The sequence below is a fragment of the Brachybacterium sp. GPGPB12 genome, from assembly GCF_038396325.1.
GTDB classification, from domain to species: Bacteria; Actinomycetota; Actinomycetes; order Actinomycetales; family Dermabacteraceae; genus Brachybacterium; species Brachybacterium conglomeratum.
Window position 1 is genome coordinate 1,655,214 of record NZ_CP149573.1, and the last position, 15,965, is coordinate 1,671,178.

General features: G+C 75.7%; 18 protein-coding genes and 4 pseudogenes. 5 read left to right on the forward strand and 17 right to left on the reverse strand.

The features are described 5' to 3' along the window. Positions 1 to 23: 23 nt before the first annotated feature. Positions 24 to 314: a hypothetical protein gene (locus WKH84_RS09625; protein WP_341857082.1), complete on the forward strand. Its 291-nt coding sequence runs from the start codon at positions 24 to 26 to the stop codon at positions 312 to 314. 13 nt (positions 315 to 327) lie between these two features. Here WKH84_RS09625 and WKH84_RS09630 read toward each other — a convergent pair whose 3' ends face one another. The 10 genes and pseudogenes from WKH84_RS09630 to WKH84_RS09675 all read right to left on the reverse strand — a co-directional run bounded on the left by WKH84_RS09630 (position 328) and on the right by WKH84_RS09675 (position 8,832). Continuing rightward, positions 328 to 1,152 carry a hypothetical protein gene (locus WKH84_RS09630; protein ID WP_341856471.1) on the reverse strand — a complete coding sequence of 275 codons (825 nt, stop codon included), beginning with the start codon at positions 1,150 to 1,152 and terminating at the stop codon, positions 328 to 330. After that, positions 1,074 to 2,786, reverse strand: coding sequence for a hypothetical protein (locus WKH84_RS09635; protein ID WP_341856472.1), 1,713 nt, complete (start codon positions 2,784 to 2,786; stop codon positions 1,074 to 1,076). Before WKH84_RS09635 ends, WKH84_RS09630 begins: the two co-directional genes overlap by 79 nt. A gap of 32 nt (positions 2,787 to 2,818) precedes the next feature. Then, entirely contained in the window at positions 2,819 to 3,286 is a 468-nt protein-coding gene (locus WKH84_RS09640) for a hypothetical protein (RefSeq protein WP_341856473.1), read from the reverse strand. After that, on the reverse strand, positions 3,207 to 4,568 hold the full coding sequence (locus tag WKH84_RS09645) for a hypothetical protein (protein ID WP_341856474.1): 1,362 nt from the start codon (positions 4,566 to 4,568) through the stop codon (positions 3,207 to 3,209). The genes WKH84_RS09640 and WKH84_RS09645 overlap by 80 nt, the downstream gene beginning before the upstream one ends. Next, positions 4,510 to 4,725 carry a hypothetical protein gene (locus WKH84_RS09650; RefSeq protein ID WP_341856475.1) on the reverse strand — a complete coding sequence of 72 codons (216 nt, stop codon included), beginning with the start codon at positions 4,723 to 4,725 and terminating at the stop codon, positions 4,510 to 4,512. Before WKH84_RS09650 ends, WKH84_RS09645 begins: the two co-directional genes overlap by 59 nt. A gap of 82 nt (positions 4,726 to 4,807) precedes the next feature. Then, the gene (locus tag WKH84_RS09655) at positions 4,808 to 5,488 is read right to left on the reverse strand and encodes an HAD family phosphatase (protein WP_341856476.1); all 681 of its coding nucleotides are present in this window, start codon (positions 5,486 to 5,488) and stop codon (positions 4,808 to 4,810) included. Further along, positions 5,485 to 6,198 (reverse strand): HAD family phosphatase, encoded by a 714-nt coding sequence (locus tag WKH84_RS09660; RefSeq protein ID WP_341856477.1) that lies wholly within the window; start codon positions 6,196 to 6,198, stop codon positions 5,485 to 5,487. The genes WKH84_RS09655 and WKH84_RS09660 overlap by 4 nt, the downstream gene beginning before the upstream one ends. Positions 6,199 to 6,262: 64 nt before the next feature. Further along, positions 6,263 to 7,553: pseudogene (locus tag WKH84_RS09665) on the reverse strand (PLP-dependent transferase). 33 nt (positions 7,554 to 7,586) lie between these two features. Beyond that, the gene (locus WKH84_RS09670) at positions 7,587 to 7,766 is read right to left on the reverse strand and encodes a hypothetical protein (RefSeq protein ID WP_341856478.1); all 180 of its coding nucleotides are present in this window, start codon (positions 7,764 to 7,766) and stop codon (positions 7,587 to 7,589) included. Between the two features lie 97 nt (positions 7,767 to 7,863). Then, positions 7,864 to 8,832, reverse strand: coding sequence for an N-acetylmuramic acid 6-phosphate etherase (locus WKH84_RS09675; RefSeq protein ID WP_341856479.1), 969 nt, complete (start codon positions 8,830 to 8,832; stop codon positions 7,864 to 7,866). A 66-nt stretch (positions 8,833 to 8,898) separates the two neighbouring features. Between WKH84_RS09675 and WKH84_RS09680 the strand changes: the two genes are divergently transcribed. From WKH84_RS09680 to WKH84_RS09695, 4 genes are all read left to right on the forward strand, one after another. Next, complete coding sequence (locus WKH84_RS09680; protein ID WP_341856480.1) at positions 8,899 to 10,083, forward strand: BadF/BadG/BcrA/BcrD ATPase family protein; 1,185 nt, start codon at positions 8,899 to 8,901, stop codon at positions 10,081 to 10,083. A 122-nt stretch (positions 10,084 to 10,205) separates the two neighbouring features. Continuing rightward, positions 10,206 to 11,024, forward strand: coding sequence for an NAD(P)-binding domain-containing protein (locus WKH84_RS09685; RefSeq protein ID WP_341856481.1), 819 nt, complete (start codon positions 10,206 to 10,208; stop codon positions 11,022 to 11,024). Then, on the forward strand, positions 11,021 to 11,386 hold the full coding sequence (locus WKH84_RS09690) for a hypothetical protein (RefSeq protein WP_341856482.1): 366 nt from the start codon (positions 11,021 to 11,023) through the stop codon (positions 11,384 to 11,386). The genes WKH84_RS09685 and WKH84_RS09690 overlap by 4 nt, the downstream gene beginning before the upstream one ends. Continuing rightward, positions 11,367 to 11,768, forward strand: coding sequence for a hypothetical protein (locus WKH84_RS09695; protein ID WP_341856483.1), 402 nt, complete (start codon positions 11,367 to 11,369; stop codon positions 11,766 to 11,768). Before WKH84_RS09690 ends, WKH84_RS09695 begins: the two co-directional genes overlap by 20 nt. Positions 11,769 to 11,999: 231 nt before the next feature. Here WKH84_RS09695 and WKH84_RS09700 read toward each other — a convergent pair. From WKH84_RS09700 to WKH84_RS09730, 7 genes and pseudogenes are all read right to left on the reverse strand, one after another. Beyond that, a pseudogene (locus WKH84_RS09700) lies at positions 12,000 to 12,317 on the reverse strand (cytochrome c oxidase assembly protein); the annotation flags it as partial. Then, entirely contained in the window at positions 12,266 to 12,544 is a 279-nt protein-coding gene (locus WKH84_RS09705) for a hypothetical protein (protein ID WP_341856484.1), read from the reverse strand. The pseudogene WKH84_RS09700 and the gene WKH84_RS09705, both read right to left, overlap by 52 nt. Beyond that, complete coding sequence (locus WKH84_RS09710) at positions 12,544 to 13,470, reverse strand: hypothetical protein (protein WP_341857083.1); 927 nt, start codon at positions 13,468 to 13,470, stop codon at positions 12,544 to 12,546. Before WKH84_RS09710 ends, WKH84_RS09705 begins: the two co-directional genes overlap by 1 nt. Beyond that, positions 13,467 to 13,877: a CrcB family protein gene (locus WKH84_RS09715; RefSeq protein ID WP_341856832.1), complete on the reverse strand. Its 411-nt coding sequence runs from the start codon at positions 13,875 to 13,877 to the stop codon at positions 13,467 to 13,469. Before WKH84_RS09715 ends, WKH84_RS09710 begins: the two co-directional genes overlap by 4 nt. 118 nt (positions 13,878 to 13,995) lie before the next feature. After that, positions 13,996 to 14,052, reverse strand: a pseudogene (locus tag WKH84_RS09720) (CrcB family protein); the annotation flags it as partial. A gap of 133 nt (positions 14,053 to 14,185) precedes the next feature. Next, positions 14,186 to 14,389, reverse strand: a pseudogene (locus tag WKH84_RS09725) (CrcB family protein); the annotation flags it as partial. 85 nt (positions 14,390 to 14,474) lie between these two features. Then, on the reverse strand, positions 14,475 to 15,956 hold the full coding sequence (locus tag WKH84_RS09730) for a dihydrolipoamide acetyltransferase family protein (RefSeq protein ID WP_341856485.1): 1,482 nt from the start codon (positions 15,954 to 15,956) through the stop codon (positions 14,475 to 14,477). Between the last annotated feature and the right edge of the window lie 9 nt (positions 15,957 to 15,965).

Here is a 15,965-nt window from a genome sequence, read left to right on the forward strand (position 1 = left end):
CGCGCGAGGCGGTCATCGCCTACGTGCGCACCCAGCTGGAGCTCACCGTCTCCTTCCACGTCCCGCAGGCCGCGGGCCGGGCCGCCCTCACCCCCGACGCGGCCGCGCGGATGCGCGAGCACGTGGTGCTGATCGAGGAGGTGCTCAGCACGATCGTGGAGGCCGGGATCGCGGCGGGCGACTTCTCCGCCGACCTCGACGTGACCGGCACCGTCCGGATCATCAACGGCCTGCTCGTCGGCTCCTCCGCGAAGCGCTACCCGCGCGAGGCGCTCGAGCGCTTCGTGCCGCAGGGGCTCGGCGCGACCGTCTGAGCGCGCCGACGCCTCAGCCCCTGCCCCTGCGCTTCGTGCGGGTGGGCCGGGCGGTGACGGTGGCCTCGTGGCGGTCCTCCTCGTCGACCTCCCAGTCCATCGCGTCGAGGGAGTCCTCCGGGGTCTCCTCCGCGGTGCGGGAGAAGAGCGGGCGGGACAGCTCCTCGTGCTCGTCCTCGAGGTCCACCTCGGGCGCGGTGGCGGTGATGACCCAGCAGGTCAGCGCGATGATGATCGCGACCACGGCGATGCCCCAGCGGAGATAGGCACTGGTGCCGTCGGTGCTCATCCCCACCACGGCGCTCACCGCGAGCGCGGAGAGCAGCGAGGCGGTCAGCGCCAGCGGCGGCGCCACCGAGCCGATCACGGAGCGCAGGATGCCGGTGAGCACCGCCCCGCCGAGCGCGCCGGAGTGCCCCCAGGAGCCGGGGCCGCCGTAGCGGCCGGAGCCGATCACCGCGGAGGCGCCGGCAAGGGTCGAGGCGGAGCCGAGGGTCCACAGCCCCAGGCCCGCCGCGGTCAGCACCACGCCGACGACGAGGCCCGGCGGCGCGGCCGGGCCGAGCCCGAAGCCGGCCACCACAGGGGCGAGCACCGCGACGACCACGGGGGTCAGCGCGGCCCGGCGCACCATCTCGGGCGACTCGGGCAGTTCCGCGCCGTCACGGCCCTCGAGCATCGCCGCGCGGGTCTCCACGACCGCGTTCGCGCCGAGCCGGCGGGCGCCGTCCAGGAGCGAGGAGGTCATCAGCAGGACGGTCACGACGCCGAGGGCGACGCCGCCGAGCAGGGTGAGCGAGGCGGGGGTCGCCAGGTGCAGGGCCCGGTCCTCCCACACGGTCGCGGCGCGCGGGGCGAGCGCAGCGCGGAGACGACGGGGCCGAGTGCGCCGAGGCCGATCAGCACCGCGGCGAGCAGCAGCGCGCCGAGCGGACCGGTCGCGATGCCGCCCGCGGCGCGGCGCGAGCCGCTCTCCGCCCCGGCGCGGTCCAGCGGCGTGGAGGCCAGCGGCGGCCCCGCATGGCCGGCGACCACGATCAGCGCGCCGAGGCCGGCGTGGACCGCGAGGGCCAGGGCGAGGGAGGGCACACCGGCGGCGAGCACGGAGAGCACGGCGGCGATGAGGACCACGAGGGCGAGCGCCCCGGCGGCGGTCAGCGCCGAGGAGCCCAGGCCCGCGGTGAGGCCGAGCGCCCCGCCGGTGCGGGAGGTGCGGGCGGCGCGCGGCGACGGAGCCGCCCAGGCGATGGCCGGTGCCGCCCAGCAGCGAGCACCGTCGCGAGCGCGGCGAGGGCACCGAGGCCCAGCGCCGCGGCGACCACGACGTTCGGGGTGATGCCATAGAGGGCGAGCATGTCGAGGAAGGCGGAGGCGTACTGCGAGTCGTCCGTCTGGGAGATGAACTGGCTCAGGTCGCCGCCGAGCTCCTCGATCTGCGGCTCGAGTCGCTCGCGCGGCGTGTCGGTGCCGCCGGTGATCGCGGGATCGGTGAAGTTCTCGAGCCCTACGTCCTCGAAGCGGAGGTCCTTGTACTGCGAGGGGATCCACAGCGCCGCAGCGGCGACCGCGCCGGCGGCGCCGAGCACGGAGGGGATCAGCCCGCCCAGCTGCGCAGCGCACCGCGCTCGTGGCCCTCGCGGCCCGCATGGGGGACGACGGCGGAGACGCCCGCGGCGAGCGGCGCGGTGCCCAGCGCCAGCAGCCGTGACGACGAAGCCCTCGGCCGCGAGGACGGGCACGCCGAGCGCGACGCCGAGGGCGGCGCCGGCGGTCGCGACGGCGACGAGGTCGGCGCCGAGGGCCCCGCCGCGGCGCACCATGCGGGCGCTTGCGCAGGTGGGGGCCGCCGAGGTTGTCCTCGTCGTCGACGTCGAGCTCGTGCTCGTCGGTGCCGACCAGCACCGCGGCCGCGGCCGCGCCCGCCTCGACCGGGGCCGCGCTGGCCCGCACCACGAGGGCGGAGATCGCGGCGCCCGCGGCGAGGGCGATGAGCGCCGGCCCGGCCGTGGTCTGCAGGAACCACACCGCGATCACCACGGGCGCCGCGGCGAGCGCGAGCGCGCCGGCGACCGTGAGCGCCCCCAGACGCGGGAGCATCGCCCCGCGCCGCTCGGGATCGACGCCGAGCGCCGCGAGCTGGATCGCCAGGCCCCGCCAGGCCGCGAGCGGGCCGAGCGCGAGCCCGACCAGCAAGCATCGCCGAGCGCAGGATGCGGTCGTCGGTCCCGCCGGGGGCCAGGTACACCACCACGGCGAGCGGCGCCCCACCCACAGCAGGATCGAGGCGGAGGACAGCGGCGGCGCGCCGAGCCGCCGTCCGAGCGTCGGGTCCACCTCGGCGCTGTCCTCGTCGCGCCGCGGCCGGGTGGGCACGACCGCCCCGGCGACGAGCGCGGCCACGGCCAGAAGGCCGAGGACGAGCAGGGTGACGGCGAGATCGTCGCCGAGGGGGAATTGCGTGATCAGATCCACGGGTCGGCTTCAGCTTCTGTCGGCGTCAGAGGTCAGGCGAGCAGGGAGAGGTCCAGATGATCCAGGCCGCCCTCGACGACTCGGATCGGTACCCCCCAGTCCTGCTGGTGCATGTGGCAGGCGGGGAACTCCACGGCCGGGTCCGCGTCGCAGGAGGCGGCGCGGGCGCTGACGTGGAGGACGCCCTCGGTGTACGCGGGGTCGAGGGTGACGGTGCGCTCGAGCGCGGTGTCCACCCCTCCCCCGGCCTTCAGCATCGAGGTGGGGGTGGTCGCGATCGTGACCTGCGTGGACGGTCCGAGGGAGTCGTCGAGCTTGTGCCCGGGCGGCGGCGTGAACAGCACGCGCACGGTGAGCGGGCCGGGACCCACCTCGGTCGCGGGCCGCTCGGAGCGCTGGGCGCCCTCGTCGATCACGCGCTCAGCGGCCTTCGCGACAGGCACCCAGGTGATGCGGTGCGCGCCGGACTCGACGACGATCAGCTGGCCGATCCCGTCCACGGGCGGGCCGACGATCGCGTCGGAGGGCTCCTTGAGGTCGGTCGCGACGGTGACGACCTCGCCGGTCTCCTCGTCCAGGAGGCGGATCGCGCCGTTGTAGGTGTCGGCGATCGCGATGCGCCCGTCGGGCAGGGCGGTCACGCCGAGCGGGTGCTGGAGACGGGCCCGGTCGAGCGGTCCGTCCACATGGCCGAAGTCGAACAGGCCCTTGCCCACCAGGGTGCTGACCTGCATGGTCTGCGGGTCCAGGAGCCGCACCGCGGAGGACTCGGAGTCCGCGATCACGATCCGGCCGTCGGGCATCTCGTCGAGGCCCGAGGGGCGCGCCCACCAGGAGGTGACGGCGGGGCCGTCGACGAGGCCCTCCTGGGTGGTGCCCGCGAGGACCAGCAGGGCGCCGGTGACGGGGTCGTAGGTCCACAGCTGGTGGATCCCGGCCATCGCGATCACGGCGCGGTTCAGGGAGTGGCTCCAGGTGAGGTCCCAGGGGGTGGAGAGGCTGTAGGTGCGGGCATCGCCCTCGCCGCGCGCGGCGCGGCTCGCCCTGCATCCACTGCTCGCCGGTGCCGGCGACGGTGACGACCTCGGTCGTGGTGCGGGAGCGCAGCAGGCGGTCCTGCCCGATCTTCACGCCGCGCAGGCAGTGCCCGGCTGTGTCGGCGACCAGGAGGTCGTAGCCGACCTCCTGGGCGACCTCGGCGGGCAGGGCGAGGACGCCGTTGGGCTCGGCGAACTGGGCGGTGTCCTCGTCGCCGTCGGCATGGCCGCGCTCCCCGGTGCCGATGATCGCGTCGACCGTCGCGCCGTCGGCCTGGAAGACGACCAGGCGGTGCTGACCCGCGTCGGAGACCACCAGCCGGCCGTCGGGCAGGACGGCGAGCTTCGAGGGGAAGCGGAGGGTCTGCTCGGACCGCTCGGCGAGGACGGTCGGCGCGGGCCCGCGGCGCAGCGAGCCGTCGGCCTCGCCCTCGGCGACGAGCTCGGCGACCAGGCGGTCGAGGTTCGCGGCATGGCCCTCGCCGGAGAGGTTGCCGGCGATCCGGCCGTGGGTGTCCAGGACCATCAGGGTGGGCCAGGCGCGGGCGCCGTAGGCGCTCCAGGTCTCCAGCTCCGGATCGTCGATCACGGGGTGGGAGACCTCGTAGCGCTCGATGTTGGCCTGCGCCGCCTCGGGGTCCTTCTCGAACTCGAACTTCGGGGAGTGCACGCCGATGACGACGAGCTCATCGGCCCACTTCTCCTCGAGGGGGCGCGGCTCGTCCAGGACGTGCAGACAGTTCACGCAGCAGAACGTCCAGAAGTCCAGCAAGCACGATCTTCCCGCGCGCGTCTCGAGGTCCAGCTCGGCGCCGCCGGTGTTCAGCCAGCCGCGGCCGCGCAGCCGGCGAGCCGTGGGCGCGGGAGGTCAGGGGCGCGGAGGGGTCCGACGAAGTGGTCATGGGGTCCAGTGAACACCGGATCTGCGCCCGGGGGCCAACTCGAGTGACATGCGCGGACATCCGCGCGGGCTCGCCTCCCGGGTCACCAGGTCGCGATCCAGGCCGCGAGCTCGGGATCGGTGAGGGAGGTGAGGGCGAGGTCCGCGGGCGGGACGGGGTGCCCGGGCGCGGGGACCGCGATGAGACGCGACCCCGCGTCGCGGGCGGCGCGGGCACCGGTCCCGGAGTCCTCCAGGGCCAGACAGTCCTCGGGCCGCTGGCCCAGGGCGCGGGCCGCCGCGGCGTACATGTCGGGGGCCGGCTTGGGGTTCTCGACGGTGTCCGAGGCCTCCAGGACGGTGAAGTGCTCCCGCAGGCCGCCGGCGACGAGCTTGTGGTCCAGCGCCTCGAGCCAGGAGTTCGAGGCGCGCACCCAGCGGCACCCGGGCCGCCGCCGCCCGCAAGCACCTCGGCCGCGCCGGGCAGGGTGCGCACCCCGCCGGAGAGCTCGTGGTCGAACTCGCGGTGCAGGTCGGCGAGGACCTCTTCCACGGTGTGGCCGGAGCGGCGGGCGATCAGCTCGGCGGCGACCTCGATCGTCGAGCCGTGCGGCGACGGCGTCGTCCTCGGGGGCCAGGACCGCGCCGCGTGCGGCGACGACCGTGTCCTGGGCGCGCCGCCACACCGACTCGGTGTCCAGCAAGAGGCCGTCGCAGTCGAAGACGACGGCGCGCGGGGTCCAGTCGCCGAAGGCGCGGGCGAAGCGGTCGGGCGAGGTGCTCACCGGCGGGCCTCCCAGCTCGAGATCCAGTCGGCGAGGACGGGGTCCTCGAGGGAGTCGAGCCGGCGCGGCGCGACGGGGTCCTGCCCGGGGATCGACGGCACCGCGATGAGCCGCATCCCGGCGGCGAGGGCGGCCCGGGCGCCGGTCTCCGAGTCCTCCAGCGCCAGGCAGTCGGCGGGGTCGGCGCCGAGCGCCGCAGCGGCGGCGAGGTAGAGGTCGGGGGCCGGCTTCCCGGCGGCGACGTCGTCGAGGGAGACCCGGGCGTCGAAGGCGCCCGTGAGGCCGAGCGCGTCGAGGGTCCGCTCGAGCAGGTCCCGGGGAGAGTTCGAGGCGACGGCGACGGGGCGCACCGCGGCGACCGCCCGGACGGTCCTGACCACCCCGGGCAGCGGCACGAGCGGCTCCTCCAGGCGCTCCTGGTGGGCGGCCATCAGCTCCGCCCCGGCGCGGTGCGGGTCCTTGCCGATGGCCTCGGCGATCGTGGTGACCACGACCTCGATCGGCCGGCCGGTCAGGGCGCGGCGCACCTCCGGGGCGAGGGAGGCGCCGTGGTCGGCGAGATAGTCCTCCTGCGGCGCGAGCCAGCGCCCCTCGGTGTCCACCAGCAGTCCGTCGCAGTCCATCACCACGGCGGCCGGGGACCACGCGGGCGGCCACGTCTCCAGCGGGGAGGGTGCCAGGAGGGCGCCGGGGTCGCTCGCATCGCTCATGGGCCCAGCCTAACGATCACCGCGGCCCCGGCGTCCAGCGAGCTCCCGCCCGCGGAGCGGCCGCTCAGGCCGACACCGCCGCGAGCCCCTGCTCCAGGTCGGCGAGGATGTCGTCGATGTGCTCGATGCCCACGGAGAGGCGCACGAAGCCGGGGGCGACGCCGGCGGCGCGCGGCTCCTCCTCGGTCAGCTGCGAGTGGGTGGTCGAGGCGGGGTGGATGACGAGGCGCGCGCACGTCGCCGATGTTCGCCACGTGCGAGTGGAGGGTGAGGGCGTCGACGAAGCGGCGCCCGGCCTCGAGGCCGCCGGGCGCTCGAAGCCGAGCACGCCGCCGGAGCCCTGCGGGAGATAGCGCTGTGCCCGCTCGTGGTGCGGGGAGGAGGGCAGGGAGGCCCAGGTGACCGTGCCCACCCGCTCGTCGGCCTCGAGGAAGTCGGCGACGCGGCGGGTGTTCTCCAGGTGGCGCTCCATCCGCAGCGGCGGCGTCTCCAGGCCCTGCCCGATGAGGAAGGCGTTGAACGGGGAGACGGCCGGGCCCAGGTCGCGCAAGCAGGTTGGTGCGGGCGCGGGTCGCGAAGGGGCCGGGCACGCCGGCGAAGACGAGGCCGTTGTAGGACTCGTCGGGCTCGGTGAACTGGGGGTACTTCTCGGCGTGGGCGGTGAAGTCGAAGTCGCCGCCGTCCACGATCGCGCCGGCGATCGAGGTGCCGTGCCCGCCGAGGAACTTGGTCGCCGAGTGGACGACCACGTCCGCGCCGTGCTCGAGAGGGCGCAGCAGGTACGGGGTCGCGACGGTGTTGTCGACGATCAGCGGGACGCCGACCTCGTGGGCGACGTCGGCGAGGGCGCGCAGGTCCGGGATGTCCTGCTGCGGGTTCGGGATCGACTCCACGAAGAAGGCGCGGGTGGTCCCGTCCGCGGCGGCGCGCCAGGAGGCGGGATCGGTCGGGTCCCCGACCCACTGCGGGGTGATGCCGAGGCGGGTGAGGGTGTGCTTGAAGAGGTTGAAGGAGCCGCCGTACAGGCTCGGGGAGACGGCGATCGAGTCGCCGGCCCCGGCGAGGTTCAGGATCGACAGCGTGATGGCGCTCTGCCCGGAGGCGAGCAGGAGCCCGGCCGCGCCGCCCTCGAGCGCGGCGATGCGGTCCTCGACCGCGGCCTGGGTGGGGTTGGTGATGCGGGTGTAGATCGGGGCGGCCTCGGCCAGCGCGAAGCGGTCCGCGGCGGACTGCGCCGAGGGGAAGACGAAGCTGGTCGTCTGGTGGATGGGCAGGGCGCGCGAGCCCGCGTCGGTGTCGGGGGTCTGGCCGGCGTGGACGGCGAGGGTCTCGAACTTCTGGGGCTGGTGCGTCATGACTGCGCTCCTCCTGGGCGTCGGGGGTTGCGCTCAGCCTGTCCACCGCGCGCCGGCGGGGCGAGGACTGTGAACGTCTGTGTCGCCGAGCTCGAGCGGCTCCCCGTCCCAGCGGCGGCGCGGCCAGCGGTCGTGGTAGGCGATCAGCACGGTCCCGCCCCAGTCCGCGAGCGCGGTCTCGAGCCGGGTCGCGACACGGGGTATGGAGGGCATGGATCAGCTCCTCGGCGCGGAGGGACGGCGGGCGCGGGGCTGATCACACACGCATGGTCGCCACCGTAGGGGCCGCGCCCCGGCGGCATCGAGCGAATTACCCGCCCAGCGCCGCGACGGCGGAGCGGATCCCGGCGGGGTCGCCGATCCGGCGGGGGTCCCGGGGGAAGTCCTCGAGCGCGGCGGCCGACGCCCGCGCATCGGTCCCGGACAGCGGCGCGACCAGCGCGACGCGCACGCCGCCGCCCGCGGCCTCGAGCACCCGTGCCGCGTCCTCGGGATCGGCGCCGCTGGCCTGGACGAGCATCCGCACGGTGCGGGCGACGAGCTTCTCGTTGGTGGGGCGCACCTGGATCATCAGGTTGCCGAAGGTGGTCCCGAGCCGGACCATCGTCGCGGTGGAGAGGGCGTTGAGGGTGAGCTTCTGCGCCGTCCCGGCCTTCATGCGGGTGGAGCCGGTGACCACCTCGGGGCCGACGTCGAGGAGGATCGCATGGTCCGCGAGCGGGGCGAGCGGCGCGGCGGGGTTCGCGGAGATCAGCGCGGTGGGCATCCCTGCGGCGCGGGCGGCCTCGAGCGCACCGGCCACGAAGGGGGTGCGGCCGCTCGCGGCGAGGCCGATCACCACATCGCCCTCGCGGCACTGCTCGCGCACCAGCCGCGCGCCCTGCGCGGCGGAGTCCTCGGCGCCCTCGACCGCGGTGAGGAAGGCGCCGGGCCCGCCCGCGAGGTGGGCGGTGACCATCGACTCGTCGGCGTCGAAGGTCGGGGCGAGCTCGACCGCGTCGAGCACCGCGAGCCGGCCCGAGGTCCCGGCCCCGAGGTAGTGGACGGTGCCGCCGTCCGCGATCGCCGCCACGCACGTCTCCACCAGCGCGGCGATCTCGGCGGACCGCGCCTGGACCGCCGCGGCGACGGTCGCGTCCTCGCCGAGGATCACGTCGACCATCCCGCGGGCGTCGAGGGTGTCCAGCTCGGCGCTGGCGGGATTGCGCTCCTCGGTGGGCGAGGCGAGCCCCACCAGGTCGACGTCGAGGTCGCTCGGGTCCCTGCGGGGGTTGCTCACGTGGTCTCCAATGATCGGTGGGCGTCGCACGGGACAGCGTAGGACAGGCGGGGCGGGCCCTACGATGTGGGGACGCTCGACGGGGAACGCTGGAGGAGGGAGCCGTATGCGCCAGCACCTGGTGCTCGCCGGGGATGTCGGGGGGACGCGTTCGCGGCTGGTCGCCGCGTCGGTGGACGGCGGGCTCCTCGCGCAGGCCGAGGGGCCGGGAGCGAACCTCCGCTCCTCGGGACCGGCGGCCTTCGACACGCTCGCGGCCACGATCGCCGAGGTGCTCGAGCAGACGCGGCACGCGCGCGCACCGCCGACGCGGGCGCCGACGACGACACCTCCGACGGTCCGGCCGGCCCGCTCGCCGACGACCCGGCCGAGGTCGCGGCGGTCGCGCTCGGGATCTCCGGGGCGGGGCCGGCGCGTGCGGCGGAGGTCCGCGCCGCGGTCGGCGAGCGCCTCGGCCCGCTCGGGATCCCCGCCGAGCGCCTCCTGGTCACCGACGACCTGCACACCGCCTTCCTCTCCGGAGGGGTGGGCGACGACGGCCTGCTGGTGCTCGCCGGGACCGGCGCGGTCGCGGTCCGCTTCCGCGACCGCGAGGCGATCGCCCGCCGCGACGGGATGGGCTGGTCGCTGGGCGATGTCGGCTCCGCGGTGTGGCTGGGGCGGCGCACCCTCGAGGCGGTCGCCGCGGACCTCGACGGACGCGGCCCCCGCACCCTGCTGACCGAGGAGGTCGGCGCCGCGCTGGGCCTGGACCTGCGCGAGGGGCTCCGCCCGCCCTCGCCCACCGGCGACCCGCGCCAGGACCTGATCCGCGCGCTCGACGAGCACCTGCCCGCCGGGGCGCCGGCGGCGCTGGGACGCTTCGCCCCGCTGTCCGCCCGGGTGCGGGAGGACCCGGTCGCCCACGGCATCCTCTCCGCCGTGATCGAGCACGTGCTGGACACGGTTCAGGCGCTGGATCCGGAGGCGGTGTCGCCCGTCGTGCTCGCCGGCTCCGTGCTCACCGGCCCGGGCCCGATCCATGACGAGGTGACGGCCTCGCTGCAGGACCGTCGCCGCTCCGTGAGCCCCGCGCCCGACGGGTCGCCGGGCGCGCTGCTCGCTCGCGCGCGAGCTCGCGGGCCGGATTGCCGGCTGATCTCCGCGGCGCGGTGCAGATCCAGGCCTCCGCGGGCGCCGCGGACCTCGGCCCGCTCACGGCCACCGCACGTCGCCTGGTGTGCCACCAGGTGGTCCTGGCCTATCTCATGACGACGATCATCACGACGCTCGGCGTCTCCGCGGTGATCACCGCGGTCGCCTGAACCGCCCCCGCGCGGAGACTAGGATGGCGAGCGTCAGCAGGCCGTCCACCCGGAAGAAGGCTCCTTTCGATGCCCGAGCTCCACGACCAGATCCCCACCCGTGAGAAGGTGCTGATCATCGGCGCCGGCCCCGCCGGACTCGCCGCCGCGGCGTCGCTGAAGGCGCTCGAGGTGCCCTTCGACATCGTGGACCGCGCCGACCACGTCGGCGGCATCTGGGACCCCGAGCGGGAGGACTCCCCGATCTGGCCGACGATGGAGATGATCTCCTCGCGCGAGCAGACCCAGTACGAGGACCTCCTGCGGCCGGTCTCCTTCCCCGAGTTCCCCACCCCCGCGCACATGGCGAAGTACCTGCGCGCCTACGCCTCCCGCCACGGGATCACCGACCACTTCCGCCCGCGCACCGCCGTGCGCGCCGCACGCCCCTTCGGGGAGGGCGTGTGGGAGGTGGAGCTCTCCACCGGCGAGATCGGGATCTACCGCGCAGTGATCTCCGCGCACGGCATCTCGCAGCGCCCCCACCGCCCCGACTGGGCCGCCGACGTCCCGAGCACGGTGCAGGTCGTGCACTCCTCGGAGTGGACCGGCGCCGACGGTCTCGAGGGCAGGCGGGTGCTGGTCGTCGGCTCGGGCCAGTCCGCCGCGGACATCGCGGTCGACGCCGCCCGTCGCGCGCTCGAGGTGCGCTGGTCGATGCGCACCGGCCACTGGGTGGTGCCGCGCCGCATCGCCGGGATCCCCGGCGACGTCGCCTCCGCGCGCGAGCCCGCGATGCTCGGCGGGCTGAACGCGAGGATCGCGGAGACCGTGGTGCGACGCACCGTCGGCGACCCGGTCGAGGCCGGTCTGCCCCGCCCGGCGCGCCCCTGCTCGAGGACCGCGTGATCGTCTCCGACGACCTGCTGCAGCGGGTCCGCGAGGGGCGCATCACCCCCGCCGGCGACGTCCAGGGCGTCGACGCCGAGGGCGTGGTCACGCACGCCCGCGGCCGCGACGCCTTCGGCACCGACACCTACCGCGCGGACCTGATCGTGCTGGCCACCGGCTACGAGACGGGGGCCGACCACCTCCCCGCGGACCTCGTGCCCCGCACCGCGAGCGGCGAGAGCGACCTCTTCCTCGGCGCCTTCGCCCGCGGCCGCGACGACCTCGTGATCCTGGGCCAGCAGCGGGTCTCCGGCGGCGTCGTCGCCGCTCCTCGTCGAGCAGGCCGACATCGCCGCCTACATGCTCGCCGCGACCCGTGACGGCGGCACCTCCCCCGCGCTCGAGCAGTTCCGTCGCGTGCGCCGCGGCGCCGAGGCCGCGATCCCGGCCCGTCCCGCCCCCGCCTCCGGCGGTCTGCGCGGCCGGCTCGAGACCGCCGTCGGCACCCGCCGCGTCACCCCGCGCGAGGTCCCCTCCGGCGCCGGCGCCGAGGAGAGCCTGGTCCCCGCCGTGGACCGCGAGACCCAGCTCGCGCGGCTCCGTTCGGTGCGCGCCTCTTCGGCTGAGCAGTCCCCGGGGGTCGACGCCCCGCCGCACGCTCCGACGAAGGGGCCCGCGCGCCGGCGCGGGCCCCTTCCTCGTGCGGTCAGCCGCGGCGCCCGCGGTTCCGCAGCGCCGCCACGCCGGCCACGAGCGCGATGAGCACCACGACGACGAGCACGAGCGTGCCCGCGGACTGCTGATCGGCGAGCGCGTCGGCCCGCCAGGTGCGGCCGGTCGCGCCGAACCAGCTCGCCGCCAGCGGCCTCTCCCAGCCGCGCGGCGCGATCCCCCGGCGCCGCCCAGCAGCAGCGGGACCGCCGCGACCCAGGCCCGACGCGGCGCGGGCGCGAGCCTCACGGCGAGCGCGATCAGCGCACCGGCGGCGAGAGCCAGCGGCTGCAGCGCGAGATGGGCGGCGTGGCTGTCCAGGGCGGCGCGGAGCAGCGGCGGGCTGATGTAGCAGGCGGCGAGCAGCAGCGGCCCGGCCGCGGCGAGCGCCGCCGCGAGCGGCCAGCGCCCCTCCAGCAGGGTGCGCAGACGCGGCGGGATCGTCATCGCGCGACCCAGCAACACCCCGGCGGGCACGAGCAGCAGCACGTGCTGGAGGACGTGGGCGGAGACGAGCACCTTGCCGTACACGTTCAGAGGGCCCGAGGTCAGCGGCGACGAGCGCGGCGGCCCCGAGCAGGAGGCGCAGGTCGCGTCCACGCGGACGCGGCGGGGCGCTCGGCCTCCACCACAGCAGCAAGCAGGACGCAGGCGAGCGCCGCCCCGAAGGGGTCCGGGCGCCACTGCCCGAGCACGGTGACGAGGTCCGGGGCGGGAGGCAGGGGGTAGCCGGTGAGCGTGCCGGCGGTGCCCGCCGGCGGGGTGCCCTCCTCCGCGGGCGGCGGGGAGGAGCTCATCGCCGCGGCGAGCGCGACGGCGAGCCCCATCAGCGCCAGCTCGAGCAGGGCGAGGCGCCGGTAGGTCCCCAGCGCCCGGCGCCCCTCGGCGTCCGTGCCGAGCCCGGTGGCGAGCTGGCGGCGCTGGAGCGCGCCGAGCAGGCCCAGGAGCAGCGAGCACCACGGCCTTGCCGAGCCCGATCTGCACGTACGCGCTGGTGAGGAGCTCCGCGGGGGTGTTCATACGCACCACGAGCGCGAGCACCCCGCTCAGCGCCAGGGCGATCCAGCAGATCAGCGCGAGATGGGAGTAGCCGCGCGCGACGCGCACGTCGTCGCGGCCGCGATCGGTGAGCACCTGCAAGCACGGCGAGGCCGCCCAGCCAGATCCCCACCGCCAGCAGGTGCACGAGCATCGTGGAGGTGGCGATCTCGTGGGTCTCGTCGCCCGCGGCGTGCCCGGTCATCGCGGCGGAGAAGGCGACGACGGAGGAGAGGACCGCGACGGCGCGGGCGAGAGAGGCGGAGGTGCCGAGCACGGCGACGGTGGTGGTCGCCGCGGCGGCCAGCGGCCCGCACAGGAGCCAGACGCCGAGCTCCGTCGCGAGGAACACCCCGAGGTCGGAGCCGAAGCGCGGCGAGCCGACGGGTCGCCCGGTCGCGATCGCGTACGAGAAGGCGAGGGAGGCGCCGCGGGCGAGGGTGGTGGCCGCGGCGGCGCCCGCGACGATGCCGAGGGCGCGGGTGCGGTCGGCCTCCTCGCGCAGGAGCCAGCCGGCGACCACGGCGCCGCCGAGGGTCAGTGCGGCGGCGAGGTCGGCGAGGGTCGCGGCGACCGGGGCGCCGATCCGGGCGACGGGGCCCGCATCCAGCAAGACGAGGTTGTCGCCGCCGGCGGCGTCGGCCGCGAGCACGGCGAGCAGGCTCAGCACCGCGAGGGCGGGCAGGAGGGCGAGGAGGGTGCGGCGCGGCGTCATGAGGCGATCACCAGTCCCACCCAGAGGGCGCCCATGCCGGTGCCGACGCTGAGCATCAGGTAGGCCAGCGCGATCGAGTAGGCGCCGCGGCGGGCGAGCACGACGATGTCGTGCGCGGCGGTGGAGAGCGTGGAGAGCCCGCCGCAGAAGCCGCCGCCGAGCAAGACGTAGAACACGCCGCCCGCACCGGTGGCGGAGCCGAGCCGCGCCACGACGATGCCGAGCAGGAAGCAGGCCGCGACGTTGACCAGGAAGGTCAGCCAGGGCACGAGCCGCTCCCCGTTCTCGATGCCGCGGGCGGCGATCATGCGGGTGCCGGCGGTCTGCACGCCCCAGCGGGCGACCGCCCCGAGCCCGCCGCCCACGCAGACCACGGCCAGGCTGAGGACGAGCCGCAGCGCCGTCATGCCGCCCCTCCGTCCGTCGCCTCGAGCCCCCGGGCGCCGAGGCGGTTGCCCAGCAAAGCAGGCCGAGGACGACCGCGCCGAGGCACAGCGCGAGGGTCAGCGCGGCGTACAGCAGGGCCAGCAGCGGGAAGTCCGCGCCGATCATCGCCGAGCCCTCGAGCACCACGGTGGACATGGTGGTGAAGCCGCCGCACAGCCCGGTGCCCAGCAGCCGGGCGCATCCACGGCCGCCCCTCGCGCACCTCGAGCACGCCGTTGAGCGCGCCGAGCCCGAGGGAGCCCAGCACGTTGACGGTGAGGGTCGTCCACGGCATCTCGACCAGCGTGGGGGTGGTCACGGCGGGGTCGAGCACGGTCAGCAGGAAGCGGAGCATCGCCCCGAGCGCCCCGCCGGCGGCGACGAGCAGGGCGATCCGCCAGCTCGCCGGCGCCGGACGGACCGGGCCCGAGACGAGGGTCTCGGAGTCGGCGACGACCACGTCGCGCAGGGCCGCCATCTCGACGGTGTGCATGCGGGGGTCGTCGCGCCGCGGCGGCGGGGAAGCGGGCGGGCTCGAGGTCACCGCACAAGGGTACTAAGGAGCGATCCCTCGCCTCTCAGCCCCAGACCAGGCCCAGGGAGGGGTCCTCGAGCACGGCGGAGACGTCGCGCAGCGACTCCGCGCCGAGCGCCCCGTCGATCAGGCGGTGGTCGAAGCTCAGCGAGAGGGTCGCGACCCGGCGCGGCTCGATCCGCCCGTCCACCACCCACGGCTTCTCCTTGATCGCGCCGACGCCGAGGATGGCGGACTCCCCCGGGTTCAGGATCGGGGTGCCGGAGTCGATGTCGAAGACGCCGTAGTTGGTGATGGTGATGGTGCCCTCGCGGGTGTCGCGCAGGGAGGTGCGCCCGGCCCTCGCGGTGCGGGCGAGCTCCCCGATCCCCTCGGCGAGCTCCCGCGGCGTCATCAGGTGCGCGTCCTTCAGGTTCGGGACGATGAGGCCGCGCGGGGTCGCAGCGGCGATGCCGAGGTTGACGTAGTGCTTGTAGACGATCTCCTGGGCGTCCTCGTCCCAGGAGGCGTTGACCTCGGGATTGCGGCGGATCGCGACCAGCGGCGCCTTCGCGATCACGGCCAGGGGGCTGACCTTCACGTCGGCCCATTCGCGCGAGGCGCGCGCCTGGGAGACGATCCGCGTGACGCCGGTCATGTCGATCTCGTTGAACACCGTGACGTGCGGGGCGGTGAAGGCGGAGGCCACCATCGCCTCGGCGGTGCGCTTGCGGACCGAGCGGATCGGGACGCGGGTGGTGCGCTCATCGCTCGTGACGCCGGAGAAGGGCTGGTCACGGGTGGTCTTCATGACGTCGCCGAGGTGCTCGGGCGCCTGCGGGGACTCTTCGGGGAAGTACGCACCGGCGCCGTCGTGAGCGGCGGGCTCCGCGCCGTAGGAGCGCCGCTGGGCGTTGAGCACGTCCTGCCGGGTGACGGTGCCCTCGGGGCCGGTGGCAAGCACGTCGTGCGCCGCGATCCCGAGGTCGCGGGCGAGCTTGCGCACCGGCGGCTTGGCGAGGATCCGGTCGATGGGGACCTGTTGCTCCGCGGCGGGTCGCGCGGGCTGGGCCCGGCGTCGGCGGCGGCGCGTGCCCGTGGCCCGCTCCCCGTAGCCGACGAGGTTCTTCGGCTCCTGCGCGGCCGGCGCGCCCTCGCCCTCGCTCGGGGCGTCGGGCTGTTCCGCCTGCCCCTGGGCCTGCTCGGCGGCCTGCTCCGTCGCCTGGGCGGAGAGCTCGGCGGCCGACGGGTCCGCCTCTGCCGCCGCGGCGGGGGCCGGGGACGGGACGGCCCCGCCGGTGGTGTCCACGCGCATCAGCGGGGCGCCGACGGGCACCTCCTCGCCGACGGCGACGAGGATCTCGACGACGGTGCCGGCGACGTGGCTGGGCGACTCGACGGCGCTCTTGGCGGTCTCGACCTCGACGACGGGGTCGTTGATCTCCAGGCGGTCGCCGACGGCGACCTTGATCTCGAGGATCTCGGCCTCGGTGAGGCCCTCGCCGGGATCGGTGAGGGCGATCGTGACGATCGAGGAGGTCTTCATGGTCGTGAT

Coding starts and splice junctions, on each gene's coding strand:
- WKH84_RS09705 (WP_341856484.1), bottom strand. CDS start 12,544: ATGGGGCTCGCCGTCGCGCTCGCCGCGGCGATGAGCTCCTCCCCGCCG.
- WKH84_RS09660 (WP_341856477.1), bottom strand. CDS start 6,198: ATGAGCGATGCGAGCGACCCCGGCGCCCTCCTGGCACCCTCCCCGCTG.
- WKH84_RS09730 (WP_341856485.1), bottom strand. CDS start 15,956: ATGAAGACCTCCTCGATCGTCACGATCGCCCTCACCGATCCCGGCGAG.
- WKH84_RS09715 (WP_341856832.1), bottom strand. CDS start 13,877: ATGACGGCGCTGCGGCTCGTCCTCAGCCTGGCCGTGGTCTGCGTGGGC.
- WKH84_RS09650 (WP_341856475.1), bottom strand. CDS start 4,725: ATGACCACTTCGTCGGACCCCTCCGCGCCCCTGACCTCCCGCGCCCAC.
- WKH84_RS09710 (WP_341857083.1), bottom strand. CDS start 13,470: ATGACGCCGCGCCGCACCCTCCTCGCCCTCCTGCCCGCCCTCGCGGTG.
- WKH84_RS09670 (WP_341856478.1), bottom strand. CDS start 7,766: ATGCCCTCCATACCCCGTGTCGCGACCCGGCTCGAGACCGCGCTCGCG.
- WKH84_RS09695 (WP_341856483.1), top strand. CDS start 11,367: ATGCTCGCCGCGACCCGTGACGGCGGCACCTCCCCCGCGCTCGAGCAG.
- WKH84_RS09685 (WP_341856481.1), top strand. CDS start 10,206: ATGCCCGAGCTCCACGACCAGATCCCCACCCGTGAGAAGGTGCTGATC.